14 protein-coding genes and 1 pseudogene are annotated in these 19,688 nt (G+C 67.2%); 8 read left to right on the plus strand and 7 right to left on the minus strand.

Annotated elements, in window-relative coordinates; translation table 11 throughout:
• From A5760_RS27045 to A5760_RS25185, 7 genes and pseudogenes are all read right to left on the minus strand, one after another.
• Positions 1 to 155, minus strand: a pseudogene (locus A5760_RS27045) (hypothetical protein); the annotation flags it as partial.
• A gap of 58 nt (positions 156 to 213) precedes the next feature.
• Positions 214 to 801, minus strand: a complete 588-nt coding sequence (gene sigM / locus A5760_RS25155; protein ID WP_064885933.1) for an RNA polymerase sigma factor SigM — start codon at positions 799 to 801, stop codon at positions 214 to 216.
• A 78-nt stretch (positions 802 to 879) separates the two neighbouring features.
• Entirely contained in the window at positions 880 to 4,458 is a 3,579-nt protein-coding gene (locus A5760_RS25160) for a murein biosynthesis integral membrane protein MurJ (RefSeq protein ID WP_064886069.1), read from the minus strand.
• Between the two features lie 62 nt (positions 4,459 to 4,520).
• A complete protein-coding gene (locus A5760_RS25165) occupies positions 4,521 to 6,932 on the minus strand; it encodes a hypothetical protein (RefSeq protein ID WP_064885935.1) in 2,412 nt (803 codons plus the stop codon).
• Positions 6,929 to 7,663 (minus strand): NUDIX hydrolase, encoded by a 735-nt coding sequence (locus A5760_RS25170; protein ID WP_064885937.1) that lies wholly within the window; start codon positions 7,661 to 7,663, stop codon positions 6,929 to 6,931. Before A5760_RS25170 ends, A5760_RS25165 begins: the two co-directional genes overlap by 4 nt.
• An 85-nt stretch (positions 7,664 to 7,748) precedes the next feature.
• The gene (locus A5760_RS25175) at positions 7,749 to 8,048 is read right to left on the minus strand and encodes a hypothetical protein (RefSeq protein WP_231122745.1); all 300 of its coding nucleotides are present in this window, start codon (positions 8,046 to 8,048) and stop codon (positions 7,749 to 7,751) included.
• A gap of 370 nt (positions 8,049 to 8,418) precedes the next feature.
• Positions 8,419 to 9,936, minus strand: a complete 1,518-nt coding sequence (locus A5760_RS25185) for a hypothetical protein (protein ID WP_064886073.1) — start codon at positions 9,934 to 9,936, stop codon at positions 8,419 to 8,421.
• Positions 9,937 to 10,070: 134 nt separating this feature from the next.
• Between A5760_RS25185 and A5760_RS25190 the strand changes: the two genes are divergently transcribed.
• The 8 genes from A5760_RS25190 (at position 10,071) to A5760_RS25220 (ending at position 19,534) form a co-directional block, all read left to right on the plus strand.
• Positions 10,071 to 11,513 carry a CCA tRNA nucleotidyltransferase gene (locus A5760_RS25190; protein ID WP_064885939.1) on the plus strand — a complete coding sequence of 481 codons (1,443 nt, stop codon included), beginning with the start codon at positions 10,071 to 10,073 and terminating at the stop codon, positions 11,511 to 11,513.
• Positions 11,514 to 11,537: 24 nt separating this feature from the next.
• The gene (locus A5760_RS25195) at positions 11,538 to 12,047 is read left to right on the plus strand and encodes a hypothetical protein (protein ID WP_064885941.1); all 510 of its coding nucleotides are present in this window, start codon (positions 11,538 to 11,540) and stop codon (positions 12,045 to 12,047) included.
• Positions 12,048 to 12,088: 41 nt separating this feature from the next.
• Entirely contained in the window at positions 12,089 to 14,056 is a 1,968-nt protein-coding gene (locus A5760_RS25200) for an alpha/beta hydrolase (RefSeq protein ID WP_064885943.1), read from the plus strand.
• 119 nt (positions 14,057 to 14,175) lie between these two features.
• The gene (locus A5760_RS25205; protein WP_064886075.1) at positions 14,176 to 14,505 is read left to right on the plus strand and encodes a DUF2563 family protein; all 330 of its coding nucleotides are present in this window, start codon (positions 14,176 to 14,178) and stop codon (positions 14,503 to 14,505) included.
• A 141-nt stretch (positions 14,506 to 14,646) separates the two neighbouring features.
• Entirely contained in the window at positions 14,647 to 15,087 is a 441-nt protein-coding gene (locus tag A5760_RS26455; RefSeq protein WP_155764476.1) for a hypothetical protein, read from the plus strand.
• A 113-nt stretch (positions 15,088 to 15,200) separates the two neighbouring features.
• Positions 15,201 to 15,752 (plus strand): hypothetical protein, encoded by a 552-nt coding sequence (locus A5760_RS27480; protein WP_064885945.1) that lies wholly within the window; start codon positions 15,201 to 15,203, stop codon positions 15,750 to 15,752.
• Positions 15,753 to 17,802: 2,050 nt separating this feature from the next.
• A complete protein-coding gene (locus tag A5760_RS27485) occupies positions 17,803 to 18,504 on the plus strand; it encodes a DUF5631 domain-containing protein (RefSeq protein WP_064885947.1) in 702 nt (233 codons plus the stop codon).
• Between the two features lie 175 nt (positions 18,505 to 18,679).
• On the plus strand, positions 18,680 to 19,534 hold the full coding sequence (locus A5760_RS25220; RefSeq protein ID WP_231122746.1) for a hypothetical protein: 855 nt from the start codon (positions 18,680 to 18,682) through the stop codon (positions 19,532 to 19,534).
• The last annotated feature ends 154 nt before the right edge of the window (positions 19,535 to 19,688 follow it).

The following is a 19,688-nucleotide window of genomic DNA, read 5'->3' on the forward strand; positions in this document are numbered from 1 at the left end:
GCGGCGTGCGGGTCGGCGCGGACTTGGTTGCGGACGCGGGCGGCGGCGTCGTCGTCGAGGATGCCGGCCTGCAGGTCGGCGAGCAGTTCGACGGTCAGCGGTGGGTCTGATTCCGCGCTGCGGTCATCCGCCGCGTCGTTGTCCGCTGCGTTCATCGGACCCAGTGTCCGTCATGCACGCGCCGATGGCCGGGGCGGCTGGCCGTTGAAGAGGTCAGGCGTGGCCGGCGGTGGCGTCGGGCAGGGCATGCGCGCCGGTGTTGAGGTAGCCCAGCAGTTCGGCGAGCCGCACCCGGCCGCGAGCGCAGCGGCTCTTGATCGTGCCTTCGGCGACACCGAGCAGGCGGGCGGTGTCGGCCACCGAATAACCCTGCATGTCGACCGCCACCACCGCGGCCCGCTGCTCGACCGGGAGCCGCATCAAGGCGCGTTGCACCGCCATCGTGGTCTCGACCTGGGCCGTGCGATCGGCCACCGGATAGATGTCTTCCAGCGGCACGGTCGGGTGCGCTTTGGTGCGGCGGAGCCGGTCCAGGCAGGCGTTGACGACGATGCGGTGCAGCCAGCTGCCGACGGCGGCGTCATGCCGAAATGCGCCGGCGCCCCGATGCGCGGACAACATGGCGTCCTGTAGCGCGTCTTCCGCGTCCTCGGGGGTGCGGGTGGTCAGCCGGGCGAGCCGGTGCAGGTGCCGCTGGTGACGGAGGAAGAGCTCGCTGAAGGCGTACCGGTCGCCGGCCACATGGGCTGCCAGCAGCTCGGCGTCGCTGCGCTCCTGCTTGGCGTTTCTCCCGAAGCCCACGGCCGGACATTAACCAATTGCGTATGGCGCGGCACTTCACTCGCAACGGCTTGTGTGAGTGTGTGGAATGCCCGCGGATCAGGACGCGGCCTGGACCGTGATCTCCGAAAGTCCCGCCTGGCTCTTGCCGTTGGTGGAGCCCAGCGTCGAGATCCACACCAGTAGATTCGACGTCGGAGAGCCGGCCTTGACCGGGATCACGTTGTGGCCGGGCTTGAGCGTGAAGGCAGGCGCCAGCACCGTGGTGTCGTTGAGGCTGGACGGCGACGACGAGGAGGCCGCGCGGATCTCGACCTTGGTTCCGTTGCTGGGAGTGTCGATGCTGACCTGGCCGATCACGGTCGGACTCGGTAGCTGCAAGATCAGCCCCTCGCCCTGCTTGAAACTGGGGAAGGGGACGGCGTCGGTGTAGACCTCGGTCGCCCAGGCCGTCGTGGGATCGCCGTCGATCGCCTGCCCGGCCGTGCCCGCGTTGTCGGCGTCGCCGTCGGGCGAGAAGGCCGTCGCCTTGGTGGGTTTGACGATGCTGCCCGCGGCTGCCGACGGGGCGGGCGCCGGCGCCGGCGCGGAGGACGACGACGAGGGGCCGTTCAGCCCGAGCTCGTCCTTGTTGAGGCCACCGCCGACGTTGCCGAAGATCTTGCTGACGATGGACGCCAGCACCAGCAGGGCGACCACGATGACGGCAAGGCCGGCGCCGACACCGATGAGCACGTTGCGCCGTCGGCGTGCGAAGGTCGCCTGCTCCTGACCGGGTGAGATCAGAGCCATCGACGGTGAGGGCGAATCGTCGATCGGGCCGAGGACCTCGGTGCGGTCGGCGACCGCGGTGGCCTGCTGGAGCAGGTTCAAAAGCGTTGAGGCGCTGCGTATTCCGCCGTCCTCCTGGACCGCGCGGACGGCAACCGCGGAGATCTGGAAGGGGATGTCGCGGTCGAGGGACATGGGTTCGACGGGGTTGCCCGACGAGTCGCGCTCGGCCGCCGCGAGCCCGCTGCGCACCCCGGTCTCCAGGATGGGCCACCGGTTGACCAGCAAGGCGTAGAGCGCGGCGCCGATGCCGCGGATGTCGTCCTGCGGGTTGGCGTCGGGCATGGTCGCCGGGTAGGCCAGCACCACATCGCCCTCGATGCTGACGCGCACCCGGCTGGGGTGGTCGATCGACAGGGAGACGCCGGCGCGGTGGGCCGCGTCCGCGGCGGCCGCCAGCGACTGCATGGCCCGCACCGCGCCCACCGGTGAGGGTGCGGTGTCGGCCACCTCCTGCAGAGAGCCACCCCGAATCCACTCGGACACGACCAGGCCGCCGGAGCCGGTGTGCACCACGTCGAGCACGCGGGCGATACCGGGTTTGTCAATGCGGCTGAGCCGCAGGGTACGCGACAAGATCTCCTGCAGGACCTCGTCGGGCAGGGCGCCGTCCGGGTCGACGAAGGTCAGCGCCACCTGCCGGTCCAGCGCGGTGTCCAGCGCCTGCCAGAACTGCAGAGGCGGGGCACCGCCGTGGAACACCAGCAGGCGGTAGCGGCCCCCGGCGATGCGGGCGCCGGGGACCAGGTGCACGTCTTCTGCCGCGGAATCTGACGGACGTTCGCGCGGCGCTTCGAACGGGGTCGGTGCGCGCCGGGCGTCGCCGCGGATATCGCCATAGGCCTGGTCGGACGGGCGCGGGGCAGGCCGCTTGGGCTCGTCGGCTGGGATGTCGGGCTGGAAGTCGTCGGCGACCGGCCGCGGCAGCGGAGTACCTGAGCCTGCGCCAGGCCCAGCGCTGGGGGTTGCGCTCTCCATCGGGCGGTCGGTCACCTCCGGTCCTTCCACTAGCCGGGCTCGGTTTGCCCGCTCCGGAGGCCTGCGCCGGATCGGCTCCTGGACCGCATTTACCCCAGGCGGGGACGAATTCCTCTGCTCAGGGTACGTGACCGGGCGCCGGTGAGACGATCGATCCTTGGCAGTCGGTTTGCGGGGGCGCGGTCCGCGGCCCGTGATGCGGTACCGGAGGGCGTCCAGCGCCGCCCGCGCCTCCGGGACGTCTGCGCGCAGCATGACGGTGGCCGTGATCGGCAGCATGATCAGCCCCAGCACCAACAGGCGAAGCAGGGAACCGGCGCCGCCGTGCTCGGTGAGCCTGTCCAGTCCGAACAGCCGGTCGATCACGTGGGCGATCAACCCGGCCAGCATCGACGCGGTGAGCGTCACCAGGATGGTGCGGACTTCGCCGACTCCGATCAGGTGGCCGCCGGCCGGCAGCAGGGTGCGTCGCAGCAGGATGTAGCCGATGACGGCGCCGGCCAGGAAGCCGACGCCGTTGGCCAGCCCCAGGAAACCGGCCACCAGCTTGGGGTCGTCGGTGAGGTGCGGCGCCAGCACCGAGCCCAGGATCTTGACGGCGGTGATGACGAGGATGATGACGATCGGCGTCCACGGCTGTTCGCGCGCGTAGAACACCCGCAGCTGCAGCAGCACCAGCCCGTAGGGGATCAGCGTGAAGGCCGACAGGGTGATCGCGGCGCCCAGGTATCCGGCATCGACGTTTCCGAAATGGCCGTAGGCGAACAGCGCGCTGCCCATCGCGGGGCCGCCGACGGTCATGAACGCAACGATCGGTATCAGCGTGATCAACGTCAGCCGGGTGGCCAGCGACAGGTCGCCGAGCACGGCCTTGGTGTCGTCGGCGGCGGCGTTGCGGCTCAGCCGCGGCATCACCACGGTCAGCACCGTCACGCCGATCATGCCGAACGGCAGCATCAGGACCAGCCAGGTGTAGTTGTAGATCGCGGGGCCGGATGCCGCCGCGGTGCTGGCGATCTGGTTGCCGACCACCAGGCCGAGCTGGCTGATCAGCACATAGAGCACCATCGCTGCGGCCATGGTGCCGAAGCGCTTGAGCCGCTGGTCGATTCCCCACAGGGGTCGCAGGTCGACGTGCTGGCGTCGCAGCGCCACCAGCAGCAGCCCGGTTTGGGCGAACACGCCCAGCGTGGTGCCGACGGCGAGCACCAGCAGCTTGGCGTTGCCCATCCGCACGGGATCGACCGAGAGCTCGCCGGGCACCAGCGCGTAGACCCCGAGGGTGACCAGCGCGACAACGTTGTTGAGGACCGGCGCCCACGCCGCGGGCCCAAATATGTTGCGGTTGTTCAGGATTGCCATGAACACCGACGTCAGGCCGTAGGCGAGGACCTGGGGGAGCAAAAGGTAGGCGAACGCGATGGTCAGCGGCTCGTTGACTTGCGGGTCGCGGCCCAGCATCAGTCGCACCAGCAGCGGGGCGGCCACCACTGACAGCACAGTGGCGAAGACCAGCAGCGCCGTCGTCAACGTGACCAGCCGCCGCACGAACGCCGCGCCGCCGTCGGGATCGCTCTGCTCGGCGCGCGCGAGCACCGGCACGAAGATCGCGGTGAACGTCGCCTCCAGCACCAGGGCCGCGACCAGGTTGGGCAGCTGGTTGGCCACCGAGAACGCGCTGGACAGCGCGGCGCCCAGGATCGCGGCGAGCAGCACCACCCGGGCGAAGCCGGTGAGCCGGCTGATCAACGTGGCGAAGGCCATCCCCCACGACCGCGACACCAGCGCCGCGTCGGACAGCTCGGGGCGCCGACGATCGATCTCGGCGGCAACGGGCGGCAGCGGACCGGTCGGCGGTGAGCCCGACATCCGGGAATGGCGCGGCGGCTCGGGCAGGCGGTGGTGTGGTTGGGCCTGCCGATAGGCGGGGGTCATACTCGGTGCTCGTGTTCGACCGGCTGGTCGGCCTCGTCGCCCGCCTGGCCGGCTGCAGCGGCGTGCCGGGCATCGGGTGGGTCGGGGCGGTCCAGGTCGGCGCGGTCGGGCTGGCCGCGGAAGCGGTGCCACAGCCGGCGGCCGGCCAGCAGGACAAGTACCGCCGCCGCCGACAGCGTGATCGCGAACAGGACCTTGCCGTAGGCATTGGAATGCACCGACAGCCGCACCGGTTCGCCCAGCCGCAGACCGTCCGCGGTCCGCAGGGTGACGTCGACGGCGACGCGCTGGGTGAAGTTCACTTCGATCGGAATGCGCAGCGGCAGGTAACCCGGCGGCAGTTCGATCTGACCGACGTCGGTGACGTTCATGCCCGGCGGCGCGTCGACATGCAGCCGCACCCGGATCGGGACCGCCAGCCCGTTGTGCAGTGCCAGCGGTAGCGGGCTGTGCTCGGTGGCCAGGGTGTAGGAGCCGCCCGGGTTGACGATCGTGACCGCGCCGAACAGGTCGTTGACCGTCTTACCGACCAACGCCAGGCGCTGCTCAGCCAACCCGTTGCGGGTGTCTGGGGGTTCGGACTGGCTCAGCGCGCGCAGCATGTCCTCGCGCAGCGGCGCGGTGTACTGGACACCGGTCAGCCCGGTGCGATCGTCGGTCATCAACGACGACGTCAAGCCCCACAGCCGACCGACCTGCCCGGCGATGCCGGCGGTGACGTCGTCGCTGAACTGGCCGCGCGCGGACGTGTGGGTGCCGACCTCCTGCGGGGGTTCGGGGTGGGCTTGCACAGCCTGGTTGGCCTCCGCGATCACCGCCGGCAGCGGGCGCGGTACCGCCAGACCGGACCGGATGGTGGTGGTCAGCGCGGTCAGGATGACCTGGGCGTCGTCGGCCTGCAGGTTCCACGTCGTCGGCGGCACCAGGATCTGGGTGCGCGGGTCGTCGCGGCGCAGCGCGTGCCAGAAGATCGAGCCCAGGGCGTCCTGGCGGCGCGCGGTCACCGAATCGTGTCCGAGCCGAACCGTCAAAGACGAGTCCAGGTATGTCGGCACCTCGGGGGCGGTTCCCGCTCCGGCCAGCGCGGCGCCCACGGCGGGGTCGAACGGCGCGGCCACCACCTGCGGGGACAACCGCCGGGGTGCGGTGTCGACCGCGGTCTCCGAGGAGCCCTCCGCCTCGGCGGCCGACAGGTCGGTGGCGGCGATCGCGACGGTGTTGTCGTTGGCGCTGAGCAGCTTGAGCGCGCGGCTGGTCAGCGGGCCGTCGGGCACCAGCGTGGCGCCGCGGATCGAGGCGACGTCCAGGATCTTGTCGATGATGCTGTTGCCGCTCGTGGTGGCGATGGCGCTCAGGCCGGGATCGTTGACGCGCTGCACGGCATCCAGGTCGGCCTGCGCGTAGGGGAGCGGGGCCACGCAGGTCCGGTGCGCGAGGGCACGCAGGCGGTTCAGCCATTCGGTCGCGGCGGCCTGCCCGCCGCCCGGATGGGTGGGGGTGCCGGGGAGCTGCGCCGGGCCGTCGGGAGAGTTGGACACGACATAGCCGGCGGTCATCGCGTTGACGGTGACCAGCAGATCCGGGTCGATCGCCAGACACAACGCGCGGCCGACGGCGCCGTCGGGGTCGACGTCGTGACTGGTGGCGACTTCGGCAGAGGCCAGCAGGATGTCGAGCCGGCCGCCGCTGGCCAACGAGGTGGCCAGGTCGTCGTCAACCAGCCGCACCGGGATGGTGCCCCCCGGCACGCCCGGAGCCAGCCTGGGCCGATCGGCCAGCGGCCACAGCATGGTCATCAACACCGGTTTAGAGGTGTCGGGCGCGACGGCCGAGCCCACATCGTCGGCGCGGTCGGGTGGTACCCCCACCACGGGCAGCAGGAAGCGCGCGTTGTCCAGCCGGGCGGGCGCGCCGTAGTCGGGCGTGCCGTTCACGTTGACCAGGACGGGATAGATGCCGGGCTTCTCCACGCCCAGCGACGGCTTGGTCAACGCGCGCAGCGGGGCCGACAGGGTGAAACCCACCTCTTGCCCGCGCTGCAGTTCGGGCGCGACCGTGAGGAAATCCGCGGCCGCCTGATACCCATCGGTGTCGCCGTCCAAGGTGGTGCGCAACCCCGCGGAGGCCGTGACCGCGCCGGCGTGCTCGAGCCGGACCATGACGTCGCGGACCGGACGGTCGCCGATGTTGGTCACCATGCCGCTGACGGTCACGACGGGCGGACTGCTCGTGGTGACCACATCCGGGGTGACTTGATCGATGCGGACCCGGACAAACGGCGTCACCCCGGGCTCGCCCGCAGCCGCACCTGGCATTACCGGCCCGGTGAGCACCGCGAGTCCGGCCACGATGGCGAGCACGGCGGCGATACGCATCAAGCCGGCCCAACGCAGACGCGGAGCTGTCACGGCCCCGGTCCGTGGCCGTTCTTCCGGCCCGCGGCCGGTTTGTCCGAACGCCGAGTCCGCGAATGGGTCTGCGGCCGGCGCCGCGGCGAGCTGGGCGGCAGTGGCGGAAGCGAGGCCGGACCGTCGCTCTGCAGCTTGTCGATCAGCTCGTCGGCCACCCGGGCCAGGCGGCGCTCGTCGGCGTAGGCCAGCCGGGACGGCAGTTCGCCCATCGGCACCCAGGCCACCTCGGCGACTTCGAGATCCTCGTCGGACAGCTCTCCGCCAGAGAAGCGCATTAGATAGTGGTGCACGGTCTTGTGCACGCGGCGGCCGTCGGTGACGAACCAGTAGTCGATGCGGCCCAGCGCGGCCAGCACGCTGCCCCGGATACCGGTCTCTTCGGCCACTTCTCTTATAGCGGTCTGCTCGGCGGTCTCACCGAGTTCGATGTGCCCTTTGGGCAGCGACCACAGCATCCGTCCGCGCCGGTCGATGCGTCCGATCAACGCGGCGACCTGAGATTCGCGCGGTCCATCGAGCCCATCGATGACCAGCCCCCCGGCCGAGGTTTCGTGGACGGTGCGCAGCTGATCCGGCCCGCGCCGAGACGCCCGGGATCGGCGCGACTTGGTGGCCGTCGAGTCACCGGTCACTTGACCGGCGGTTTGGTTCTCGGGCGAAGTTGGGGTGCCACGGCCGCGGCGACGCCCCCGGCGCCGACGTGGTTTGCCTTGTTCGCCGTCCGACACCCAAGCGATAGTAGCTGGCACGGCATGTTCTCCCGGAGATGCTCGCCGCGGGTGAGTGCGGGAGGACGCGACGGAAGGCCTCTCGTCAGATCGGGCCGATCGCGTGAGCGATAGCCCACACCGCACCGAAGATGAGCAGTGAGAGTGGTCCGGACAGGCTGCCGATGAGCATTCCGCGCCCAATCTGGCCCGTCGTTCCGGAGGCCTGCATAACCAGGGCTGCGATCGCCATGTAGATCAGGACGACGGGAAGTACAAAGACGATCGAGTACGGCATGAAGAGCCACGTGGTGAACTCGACGATGAAAACATGTAGTACCGCTACCCCGAAAGTGACCGGCCCATAGCGCGATTTCGATACCGGGATTACCGATTCATTGGCCATCACAAGACCTTTCAGCGCAATACCAAGTAAGCGTAAACAATCCCACCGATTAGTACCGTCGCGGAAGATCCCGCAATGCTGAGCGCAAGACCGCGATTGCGCGGCGACGATGACTGCACCAGGACCCCTGCGAGGGCAAGAGATACCAGTGTGGTGATAACGGCCGCGACGAGCATCCAACTGCGTTCGGTATGTCCGCGTTCGGTCGTGAACGGCCCCTTGCCTAACACCCACATCGTGGCGAGCAATAACCCCAGGACGATCTGTACGACAAAGGGTGCGGACAACGTCGCCGTGCGCCACGCGCCTGCGTCCAAGTCGCGAACTCGAAGGAAAGACGGCATCTCTGGTCGCTTTCAGTTCATCGCGGTCATGCTGGGACCGCAGCGCCGGTGGGCAAGGGCGGGACGGAAGGGATGTCGGTAACCGGGCCAACGTCGGTCGCGGGCAAGGGAGCCGGCACATCGTATTTCGTGCTCCACCCACCTGTGTCGAACGGAGCGAACGCCTTGCCGCCGAGGGGGCCGACGTCGTGGTGGCCGGGCAAGTTGAAAGCCGGTCCCCACGACCGGCCGGATTGAGCGGGGTCAATCAATACTGTCCGGGTGCTGCCGTTTGGCAAGTCCTGGTACACCTCCAAGGAGGGGTAGTCAGTGCGCGTTCCGTTAACTTGCACACCTCCTGCTCCGGGCGTGAAAACGAGGTCGCCGTTGACCGTTACTGTATGGCCCGCAAATGGCCCGGAGGGATCTCCCGTGACTTGTGGCGCGAAAGGATTGCCCGCGTCGTATTTGATCCGAACCGATCCATCGGGAAGTTGCGTCACGCTGCCTCTGGGTATACCGACCTTCACCTGGCCTGGCCCGCCGGTGGAATTCTCCTCGACGGAAGGATTCTGCCGTAACACGACGATGCCATTTTCGTAGTCGATGTATGTGGTGACCTTGGTGTCTTCCGGGTCGAAATTGGGATTGGGTCCCCGGTTGTTCCCAAGGTCTCGCTTCCACGGCGGAAAGCTGGTCACATCCCGCTGCTCGATCCACTGCGAGACACGGACCACTCCCTGCCCGGGCACCGGGCGGATCCTCACCACTCGAATCTCCGATTTGGCGCCGTTGAACTTGGGGTCGTAGGTCTGCGGATCTAGGGCGGCGGCAGTCTCCCAGTCGGCGGCCGAGGCCGGTTCGCGGCCGAAGACCTGCTTAAAGGCCTCGATCTGGTTGTGACGACGTTGGTCCTGCGAGGGTGATTCCGGAACATCGCCGTCAAATGCCTGGATTGGCGGGTCGTATCCGTCCTGCTTACGCAGATTGGCCATTGAAGCGTGCAGCTGCCGAGAATATTGATCACGGATTCGCGTGAGGTTGTTCAGCGATGCCTTGGTGTCATCGATCGCATGCTTCTCGAGTCCGTCGATGTAGTGGTCCAGCAGCTGCCTCTCCGAAGCCGTTAACTCTGGGCTTTTCTCCAGCTCGACGGCCTCCCCAATTTGGTCGTCGAGACCCTGGAGCGCGCCTTCGAGCGTCGAAATCTCGCCCCGTCCGGATCGCTGGGCCTCGGCCAATGCGGCCGCGACGTTCTCCAGGTCGGCACCGATTCTGGGCAGTTGAACTGCTTGTACCCCGAGCGAGGTGGTGGCTCGTCGAACCTCGGCCGAGTCGTTGATTGGATTCTCGCCATTCTCGTGTGTCCAAGCCTTTTCGAAGCGACTCCGCGCCAGGTTGAATGCGGCTTCCGCTTCTCCCGTAGATCGTCCGGCATCATGAAACGCTGTCGCGAGGTTCGAGATCTGGGTCGGCCGGCCGCTCTGCAACGTGCGATTGATCCTCCACGGGTCCCCACCCGCGAACATGATCAGTGCGCCCTTGCTTATGTACCGGAGATGCACCGCACCGTCCCGCCGTTCACCCTTCTTGTCGCACGTAACGCTACTGACGCTCCGCACCCGGTCAATTCACCTTTGATGACGTGCGAGCCTCCTCACAGGGGCTTTTCGCCCACGGCCGACTAGGCTGATCGAACGTGCCAGACGCCGCCCAGGATGCCGACATGCTGACCGCCGCCGCGGTCGCCCTGAATCGGCATGCGCCCATGCTGGCCGAGCTCGGCTCCGCGTTCGACGCCGCGGGCCACGAGCTCTACCTTGTCGGGGGCTCGGTGCGGGATGCGTTGTTGGGCAGGTTGAGTCCCGACCTGGATTTCACCACCGACGCACGCCCCGAGCAGGTGCAACAAATCCTGCGGGGGTGGGCCGACAACCTGTGGGACACCGGGATCGAATTCGGCACCGTCGGCGTCGGCAAGGGTGACCATCGCCTAGAGATCACCACCTTTCGTGCCGACACCTACGACCAGGTGTCGCGGAATCCCGAGGTGCGCTTCGGCGATCGCCTCGAAGACGATCTGGTGCGCCGCGACTTCACGGCCAACGCGATGGCCGTGCGCATCACGCCTGAGGGTCCGGGCGAATTCCTCGATCCGCTAGGCGGTTTGGCGGCCCTGCGCGCGCGGATCCTGGACACCCCCGCCGCGCCGGAGGTGTCCTTCGGCGACGACCCGTTGCGGATGCTGCGCGCGGCGCGGTTCGCGGCGCAGCTCGGCTTCGGTGTCGCGCCGCGGGTGCGCGAGGCGATCGACCGGATGGCCCCGCAGCTGTCGCGGATCAGCGCCGAACGGGTGGCCACCGAGCTGGACAAACTGGTGCTCGGCGACGACCCGACGGCCGGCATCGATCTGCTGGTGCAGACCGGCATGGGTGAGGTGGTGCTGCCTGAGGTCGGCGGCATGCAGATGGCCATCGACGAACACCACCAACACAAGGACGTCTACCAACACTCGCTGACCGTGCTGCGCCAGGCGATCGCCTTGGAGGACGACGGCCCGGACCTGGTGCTGCGGTGGGCCGCGCTGCTGCACGATATCGGCAAGCCCGCCACGCGGCGCCACGAAGCCAACGGCGGCGTGAGTTTTCACCACCATGAGGTCGTCGGCGCCAAGATGGTCCGAAAGCGGTTGCGGGCGTTGAAGTATTCCAAGCAGATGGTCGAGGACATCTCGCAGCTGGTGTATCTGCACCTGCGGTTCCACGGCTACGGCGATGGCAAGTGGACCGACTCCGCGGTGCGCCGCTACGTCACCGATGCCGGCCCGCTGCTGCCGCGGCTGCACAAGCTGGTGCGAGCCGACTGCACGACCCGTAACAAGCGCCGGGCCGCACGCCTACAGGCCGCCTATGACCGGCTCGAGGCACGCATCGCCGAGTTGGCCGCCCAGGAAGATCTGGCGCGGGTGCGCCCCGACTTGGACGGCAACCAGATCATGGAGCTGCTCGGCATCCCGGCCGGACCCCAAGTCGGCGAGGCATGGCGGTTCTTGAAAGAGCTTCGGCTGGAGCGCGGTCCGCTGGACAGCGAAGAGGCGACCGCAGAGTTGTTGGCGTGGTGGAAGTCTCGGGGGAACGACTAGCCGTAACCGCGCGTCCGAATACGCATGGACTACTGCTTATCTGGCGATAACGGGGCGGCCGCAATTTGGCATGGACAACCCGACCTCGACTTGGACCACGACGGGCGCTTCGAATCGATCGGGCTGGATTTCGATCACGATGGATTGCGTGACGACGCCCTCGCCGATCTCGACGGCGACGGCCTCGTCGATCACGCCGTGCTGGACCTCGACAACGACGGCACCCCCGAGGCGTACTTCACCGATGACGGATCCGGGACGTGGGCGGTGGCCATGGATCGGGGTGGCCAACTGCGCTGGTTCGGACTCGACGGTGTCGAGCACACCGGCGGCCCGATGGTCGACTTCGATGGCCACGGGAGCGCCGACGCCCGCTTGGTCGACACCGATGGCAACGGGCTGGCCGACCGGGTGCTGCGCTCTGACGAAAACGGCGTGACCGGTTACGTCGACACCGATGGCGACGGTAAGTGGAACGTTCGGCTGACCGACACCGACGGTGACGGTCTCGCCGACGGCGCGAGTACCTTATAGCGACGGCCTAGTGACCCAACGCGCGACTTGCTGCGGTCGCGATGCAACTGCGCTACCTAAGCATCCCGTTCCTCGTCGCCGAGGCCGGTGGGGATCCGTGGTCAATCGATACCAGTCTGCAGGCCGGTCGCCCCGCGCAGATCTCCGTTCTGGCCAAGGCTTTCCGTGACGCCGGGGTGAGCACCGCCGAGGCGGTGATCGCCTTCGACGCGGCCCGTCGCCGCTTCGAGGCTGCGTGGAATCACCGCAACGGCGAGCATCCGATCAACGACGCCGACGAGGTGCAGCGGGTGACCCGGTCGTTGGGGCTGCAGGCCGCGCAATTGCCGGGCATCGCAATCGATTTGGAAAACATCGCCGCCGCACTGGCTGAGGCCCAACGAACCTCCGCGTGGTACCTCGCCGCACTGGAATACGACCTCGAGGATATAGACGACGAGATTTGTGCGGCCCGCGCCGACGACGATGGTTGTGGTGCCGAGGATCTGCGTAAGGATGCCGTTGCCGAAGTGGGGGCAATCGTGCTGGCGCTCGGTCAGGTTCGCGATCGATATTCGGCTGTGCTTGCGGCTACCTTGTCGACACTGCGTGCGGACGGGGCGGACCCGGCGGAGATTCAAGGCGTCGACGAGTTATCGATCCCACTACCGGTCAGTGATCCTGGACGAGTAATGCAATGGTGGGATTCGTTGAGCGCCAATCAAAAGCAGCTGCTGATCGATCAACACCCGTACGAGCTGGGCAATCTCAACGGCATACCGGCCGACGCGCGCGACTCGGTCAACCAGGCGGCGATGAACGACGACTTGCGCAGGGTCGAAGACGTTGCCCGTCAGCGCGGGCTGGTTCCCTCAGCGCTCCGAGATAGCGCGCTCAACAACCGGGACACGGACGTGTTCACCCATCCCGGCGACTACGGCCTGTGCGCCACCGACATCACCCGATACCAGAACGCGGTGAAAACCAACGACTTCCTCGAGCGCGACGAAATGCCTGACGGGCTGCCGATCATGCTGTGGGCATATGACCCGCTGGCGTTCAACGGCAAGGGCCGGGCGGCCATCGCGATCGGCAACCCGGACAGAGCCCGCAATACGGCGGTGATCGTCCCGGGAACCAACAGCAGCGTGCGGGGTGGATGGATGTCTGACGGGACGGACGATGCGATCACCCTCTACCAGCAGGCTGCGAGAGCCGACCCCCAGAATGCCACCGCGGTGTTGGCCTGGATGGGTTATGACGCACCCGAATTCGAGACACAGTGGCAGCAGGCCGTCACCGACCCATCGAACCTGGAACAGGTCGGCACCCCATGGCGGGCCCGGCAGGCGGGAGCGCTGCTGGCCGCCGACGTCAACGGCCTCGCCGCCACCCATGATGCGTCGACCCCCAGGCATGTCACCGTTCTCGGGCACTCCTACGGTTCCACTACCGTGGCCGACGCTTTCGCCCACAGCGGCATGCGTGCCAACGACGCCGTGCTAACCGGTTGCCCGGGAACCGATTTAGCGCGCAGGGCGGCGGACTTCCATCTCGACGACGGCAGGTTGTACGTGGGTGCCGCATCGACAGATGCGATCAGCTGGATCGGGGAGTCGGGCGCCGGCCTGCCCAACGGGCTGAACGCGACGCTGGATCAACCGCTGGGTCCGTTGGCCGGGTTGGGCACGGATCCGGCTCACGCGGGTTTCGGGGCGGTGCGGTTTCGCGCCGAAGTCGCCGGCTCGCACAGCGTCATGCCGTGGTTCACCGACCATTCGCATTACTACGACGTGGGCAGCGAAGCGCTGCACAACATCACCGAAATCGTCACCGGGCACGGCGATCGTCTGGCCGGCGAGGGCATGCTGGCGCCCGACCGAGCCCCGGCGCGACTCGCCATTCCCCTGCAGGTGCAGACCCCCTTGGGGACGGTGTCGTTGCCGCACGTCGGGATCCAGATGCCTGTCGCCGTCGATCCGGAATGGGACCGGCCGGCGCGATCGGTCACCAATGATCACGCGTTTTAGGCGCGGGTCAGCCGCGCCGGAGGTGGTGAATTGACCACGCGCGAACCGGCATTTAGCCTGATCAAAGGGACTATGTGGCGCTAGGGAGCCTCATCGCTTGAGACCCGGAAGGAGTGCAGATGTTCGTCGATACGGAGCTCTTGCATTCCGGGGGCAACCAGTCACACCGCGCTGGTGGACACGCCCAGGACGGGGCGGACCAGTTGGCGGGCGGAACGGTGGCGTCGGGGATGTTCGGCGATTTCGCCGCGGCCGACGCCTTTCACAGTGCCGTCGCCGCCGCACACGGCCAGCACGTGAAAACCCTTCAGGGCCACAGCGAGACGCTCACGGGGGTCGGCACCAAAGCGCACATCGCAGCCAACGGGTTCACCAACATGGACAAGAGCAACGCCACGGAAATGCAGGCGCTGCGACCGAGTTCCGGTCCTTCAGCTCAGAACGTCTAAGAAATGCTCGTGACGGAGGACCCGCCTTCACATCCGGGTGCGGGACCGCATGCTGGTCCGCCGGTAGGGCAGTGGGCGTCAGGCTATCCCGCGCCGCAGGCGCGACCGTCACGGATGTGGCCGGCGATCGCTCTGGGCGCGATGGTTCTGGCTTTGGTCGCGACGGTCGTAGCCGTCGTTGCGCTGGTTGCGGCGACGTCGCGGTCGTCGGGTTCGAGTCCGGCGCCTACCACGGCAACGCCTACCTACTCCGCCGCCCAAGTGTCTGCGGCGCACCAAAAGTTGTGTGACGCTTACAAGCTCGCGGCACATGCGGTCCAGATCGACACAAACGGCGACAATCCCGCTTTTGCGGGCATCGCTACTGTGAACGCGGCACTAATGCTTGAACAGGCAGTGAGTACTTCTCCTGGGCTCTCGTCTGGCGATCGAGCTGCTGCGCTCGCATTAGCTGCGGCCTATAGCCATGCTCAGGCAACGGCCAGCCTGGTGCAGGCACGTGATGATCCTTCTTGGCGTTCAGCGTCCGACGAAGTCAACACAAAGGATGCTGAGGTGAAAAAGGTCTGCGGCATTGGGTGACATTCCAGCCACAGGGCCGCGGTGATTGCTCACCGCTCGGTTAGCTGTTCAACTATTGGAGCGAAGTCTTCGGGAGACGGTCTCGTAAGCGCCTGCAACTATAAGGAGGACGTATGGTGGGGGACTTGCCTCCGGGGGAGGGGCCGACCACCGGCCCGCCGCCAAGCCCAACGCAATGGTCACCCGTGTTTCCCACCCAGCCACAAGCTCGTCCACGGACATGGCCGACGGCGCTCTTGGCTGGAACAGCTACGGTCCTGGCGATCGCGGCACTGATTGTGGCCCTGACTCGACCGACAGCTACGAAGCCAACAACGACATCCACTGCGCCGACCTACAGTGCCGCGGAGATATCCGGAGCTGAACGGCAATTCTGCGATACCTACAAACTAGGCGCGCAAGCAGTGCAAGCTGACACGAATGGCCACGAGGTCGCGCTAGGCCGGATCGCACTGACAAACGCTGCGGCCATGCTTGAGGACGCGGCGACCAATCCAGCCCTTGGGGCAACATATCGCGACCCCGCGCGCGCGTTAGCGGCGTCCTATCGCAAGGGGACGGCTATGGGAAATAGGGACGTTGCGACCGATGCGCAGTTTCAAGCCGCACTCGACGACATCAACGCGAAGGACGCTGCAATGAAGAAGGTATGTGGGGGCGGGTGAGTTCTGCCGGGTAATGCCCAGTGCTTCGCCGAAGCGACCCTGACGATCAATCTGCCAGGCGTGATGAGCAGATATGCAGTGGCGGTAAATTTTTGCGGCGCCTGTCGTCGATTTGTGGGATCCAGTGACTTTCAGATGAGGGAGAAGCGGCGCGCGGTGAATTGCCTGCTGTCCGGTTGGCTGCTCCACTACTGGAGGAGACAAAGGCGCCTTTACAAGCTTGCAAGCTGCCGCAGTAACTTCCGGACCAAAGGAGGACGTATGGTGGGATACTCCCCTTCGGGCCATCGTGAAGCGCCGTCTACCCCGCAGCACGCTGGGGGCTGGTCGTCACCGCATTTCCCGCGCCCAATATCCCGTTCACGCCCAACGGCTGGCTCTGACAAAGCGCTGGCGCGCATCGCCACAACCAACGGCGCCAGCCTGCTCGAGATGGGAGCAGCCAACCCGGCTTTAGCAGCTGAACGCCGCGATGCGGCAGGAGCACTGGCGATGGCGTACCGAACTCTCACGGCGAAGGGCAGCTGTGGGGTAGCCACAGACGCTCAATATCGGGCTGCGCTTGACAATGCGATCGCGAAGGACTCTGCCATGAAAAGGGTGTGCGGTGGGGATTGATCTTCCACCCGGCACTTGGACGGCGGCGCTGATTGGGCCGTGGTGGCCAGCATCATCGGCGGCTCTACGTGCTGGCGCACAACAGTGGAGCCAAGCATGTGGGGAGCAGCAGCTTTATTCACAGACGTTACGCACGCAATGGACGTTATTGGCAGCGCATAACCAGGGGCATACGGCAGACGATCTGATAGACCGGTTCCAGACGGGTGAAAAGCTCCATCTGGACCTCGCGGAGAAGTATCAGACAAAGACGTCAGCCTTCAACTCGGGCGCTGACGCAATCGACTACCTGCGAAGTCGACTGTCTGACATCGCAAATACGGGCAACAAAGAGATCGATGAAATCCTCGCCTCTAAAAAGCCACCCCCAGAGCAATTAGCCGAAATACAGGCAGTCCAGGCACGCTGCAATGCCGATGCCGCGAATGCGAGCCGGGACGCGCTCGACAAGCTGATGACGGCCACGCAAAAAATCCTCGATGCTGAAGGCGTAGGCGGCAACGCCCGGAGTTGGGCGCAAGCGAACGGGTTCGATGTTGGCGATGCCAAGCCGCCGGCGCCGATTAGTGAGCGTGACTTGAATTCGGTAGCTGGCGGTAGCGGGGTGCGTGGTGACGGAGGAGTTCCGCCACCTGCTGGGTCGCCGGGCCAGGCGCCGCCAGCCGCGGCGGGTGGTGGGATACGTGGTGGTGGAGGTGTGCCACCCGGCGGGGGGTCAGGTGGGCCGCCTCCAGCACCAATCGGTGGGGAGGGTGTGCGCGGCGGCAGTATCCCGGGGGCGAGTACCCCATTATCGCCTGCTGGTGTCCAAATGCCCGGCGGTGGCGGAACCGTATCGCCAGGGATGCCTGGCGTACACGGCGGCGGAACGCCGATTTCACCGGTCGGTCTAGGTCAAGGTGGCCAGCCCGGCTTAGGGCAAGCTTTCACGTCCGGTTTGGCGACCGGGCAGGCGACGGGTCCTGGGGGGCAAGCGTTTACGGCGGGGCCGCTACAAGCGATGGAGGCCGGGGGGCCCCAAACTCCGCAGGCGGCACCAGCAGGGACGCCGACCGTACCCAGCGCGGGAGCATTCATCCCGACAGGCGCTCCGGTTGACGCGCCCCCGGCGGGGTCCCCCGCGCCAATGACTACCGGCGGAGGCGCTTCAGTTACGCCGGTAATGACCGGTGGCTCATGGTCGTCGCCCTCACCGACGCTCGGTGGCGGTTCGTCGATTCCCTCGGGGTCGTTGCCCGCCTATGGTTCTGACCTCCGTCCGCCGGTGGTGGCGCCCCCATCCGTCCCTTCTGCGCCGGCCGGTCCCGTGTCGGGTGCGCCGGTAGTTTCTTCGCCAGCATCATCCCCATCCGCGGGTGGGCCGCTTGTTTCACCGGTGGAGCGGACGGCGTCCGGTGCGGCGGCGGGCCAAGCGGGCGCGGGACCATCGACCATGGCCGGTGCATCGGCAGCGTCCGCGGCAGCAGGCGCGACCGCCGGCACGGTGTCCGCCAGGACGGCCGAACAACAGCGGTTACAGCGGCTTGTCGATGCGGTGGCCCGTCAGGAGCCGCGGCTGTCGTGGGCCGCGGGATTGCGCGACGACGGCACTACGACGCTGCTGGTCACCGACCTCGCGGGCGGGTGGATTCCGCCGCACGTCCGGTTGCCCGCCCACGTGAGCCTGCTTGAGCCGACGGCACGCCGCCATGACGCCAACATCGTGGATTTGCTCGGCGCCATCACAGTCGCGGCTGCGCATCACGCCAACACGTATGTCGGTGAGCCAGGTCCCGATGAACCCGCACTGAGCGGCGATCGGCGTGCCCGCTCAGCCACGCCTCAAGTCGAGGAACTCGGGCCCACCCTGGTTGATGCGGTGCGCCGCCGGGACGGGCTACCCCGGATCGCGCAGGCGGTCGCGGCACCTGCTGTGAGAAAGACGGGCATCCTCGAGAGCGAATCCGAGCTGTTGCGCGAGTGCGTCGCGGAAATTCAGCACTCCGTGCTGACTGCCTATCCCAACCACGACCTAGCGGCTGTCGGAGATTGGATGCTTTTAGCGGCTATCGAGGCGCTGATTGACGGACACGAATACCTCGCGAACTATCACCTCGCGTGGTTTGACGTAGGAAGCCACCGGATGACTTCGTAGCGCGGTTCCGCAGTCTTGGGTGACTACCGCATTCAACCTGTTGTGACAAAATGTGCAGTGCAGGCGATCGGCGTTGCCGGTCTACATGCTTGAGTCTATGCAACAGGGGTAGAGGTGAGAGATCGTGGGCGGTGGAGTCGAAGCTAATATTCCGACTTACGTCGGCGCGAATAACATGCCAGAAGCGCCATTTCCGGTGGCGACCCCCCCTCACCCACCCGGCGCGTCGGCTGTGGACGCCGGTGGCGGCGCACTAACCGGAGCCGGCAACGCTGGCGTCCCCAAAGACGCAGCAGACGCCGCTGCGGCAGACGCTGACCGGCGCGCACACGCCGCCGACGCCGCGGCGAAGTTCCCGGCCAACGAGGCCAACGGGCAGCAGGACATGCAGATGATCCAGCAGATGCTGCAGAGCGTTACCGGCGCGCTCGGCGGCGCGATCGGTGGAGTCATGGGGCCGATGACGCAGCTTCCACAGCAGGCGATGCAGGCCGGTCAGAGCGCCCTTCAGCCGCTGATGAGCGCGGTGCAGGGCGGCGCTCATGGCGCCGGGCTCGCCAGCGACGCGCACCTGGTCGACAGCGTCGGCAGCGGCGGCGGCTCCGGACTGGGCGCCGGCTCCGGCGGCGGTGGTGCGGGCCTCGGCGGCGGCACGACCCCGGCCAGCTCGCTGGGGCCGCCGCCCGTGCCCACGTCGTCCCCGCCGACGACGCCCGCGGGCGCCAAGGCGCCGATGATGCCGCCGACGGGTGGGATGCCGGCTATGCCCGGGCAATCCGGCATGACCGGTATGCCGATGATGCCGCCGGGCGCGATGGGCCACGGCGGCGAAGGCGGCAAGAAGGACAGCCCGGTCGAGAAGCGGGTGATGGCCCCGGGTGTGCCCAACGGCCAACCGATCAAGGGCCGCTTGACCATTCCGCCGAGCGCTCCGGGCAACAAATCCGGGGAGGCCAAGCCGACCGTGGTCACCAATAGGCCTAACCGCCGGATCGTGATCATGCCGTCCGAGGACGAGCCGAAAGAATAGCACCATACCCAGCCCGCAGAACCGTGAGTGGCCGTGCGGTTCGCCCGCCAGTATTGTCGCTACGTAATCGCGGCCGGGCCGATCCCAAATGCGCGGGTCAAATTGGGTTGTCCGTTATTGACAGCAGAACTGTCGATGCGTGCATGCTATTGGC

Origin of the sequence: Mycobacterium colombiense, from assembly GCF_001665835.1 — a bacterium.
Lineage (GTDB): Bacteria > Actinomycetota > Actinomycetes > Mycobacteriales > Mycobacteriaceae > Mycobacterium > Mycobacterium colombiense_A.

Excerpts from the sequence above, each read along its gene's own strand:
- A5760_RS25160 (WP_064886069.1), bottom strand. The coding sequence starts at position 4,458 with ATGTCGGGCTCACCGCCGACCGGTCCGCTGCCGCCCGTTGCCGCCGAG.
- A5760_RS25175 (WP_231122745.1), bottom strand. The coding sequence starts at position 8,048 with ATGGCCAATGAATCGGTAATCCCGGTATCGAAATCGCGCTATGGGCCG.
- A5760_RS25195 (WP_064885941.1), top strand. The coding sequence starts at position 11,538 with ATGGACTACTGCTTATCTGGCGATAACGGGGCGGCCGCAATTTGGCAT.
- A5760_RS25200 (WP_064885943.1), top strand. The coding sequence starts at position 12,089 with ATGCAACTGCGCTACCTAAGCATCCCGTTCCTCGTCGCCGAGGCCGGT.
- A5760_RS25205 (WP_064886075.1), top strand. The coding sequence starts at position 14,176 with ATGTTCGTCGATACGGAGCTCTTGCATTCCGGGGGCAACCAGTCACAC.
- A5760_RS26455 (WP_155764476.1), top strand. The coding sequence starts at position 14,647 with ATGGTTCTGGCTTTGGTCGCGACGGTCGTAGCCGTCGTTGCGCTGGTT.
- A5760_RS27480 (WP_064885945.1), top strand. The coding sequence starts at position 15,201 with ATGGTGGGGGACTTGCCTCCGGGGGAGGGGCCGACCACCGGCCCGCCG.
- A5760_RS27485 (WP_064885947.1), top strand. The coding sequence starts at position 17,803 with ATGGCCGGTGCATCGGCAGCGTCCGCGGCAGCAGGCGCGACCGCCGGC.
- A5760_RS25220 (WP_231122746.1), top strand. The coding sequence starts at position 18,680 with ATGCCAGAAGCGCCATTTCCGGTGGCGACCCCCCCTCACCCACCCGGC.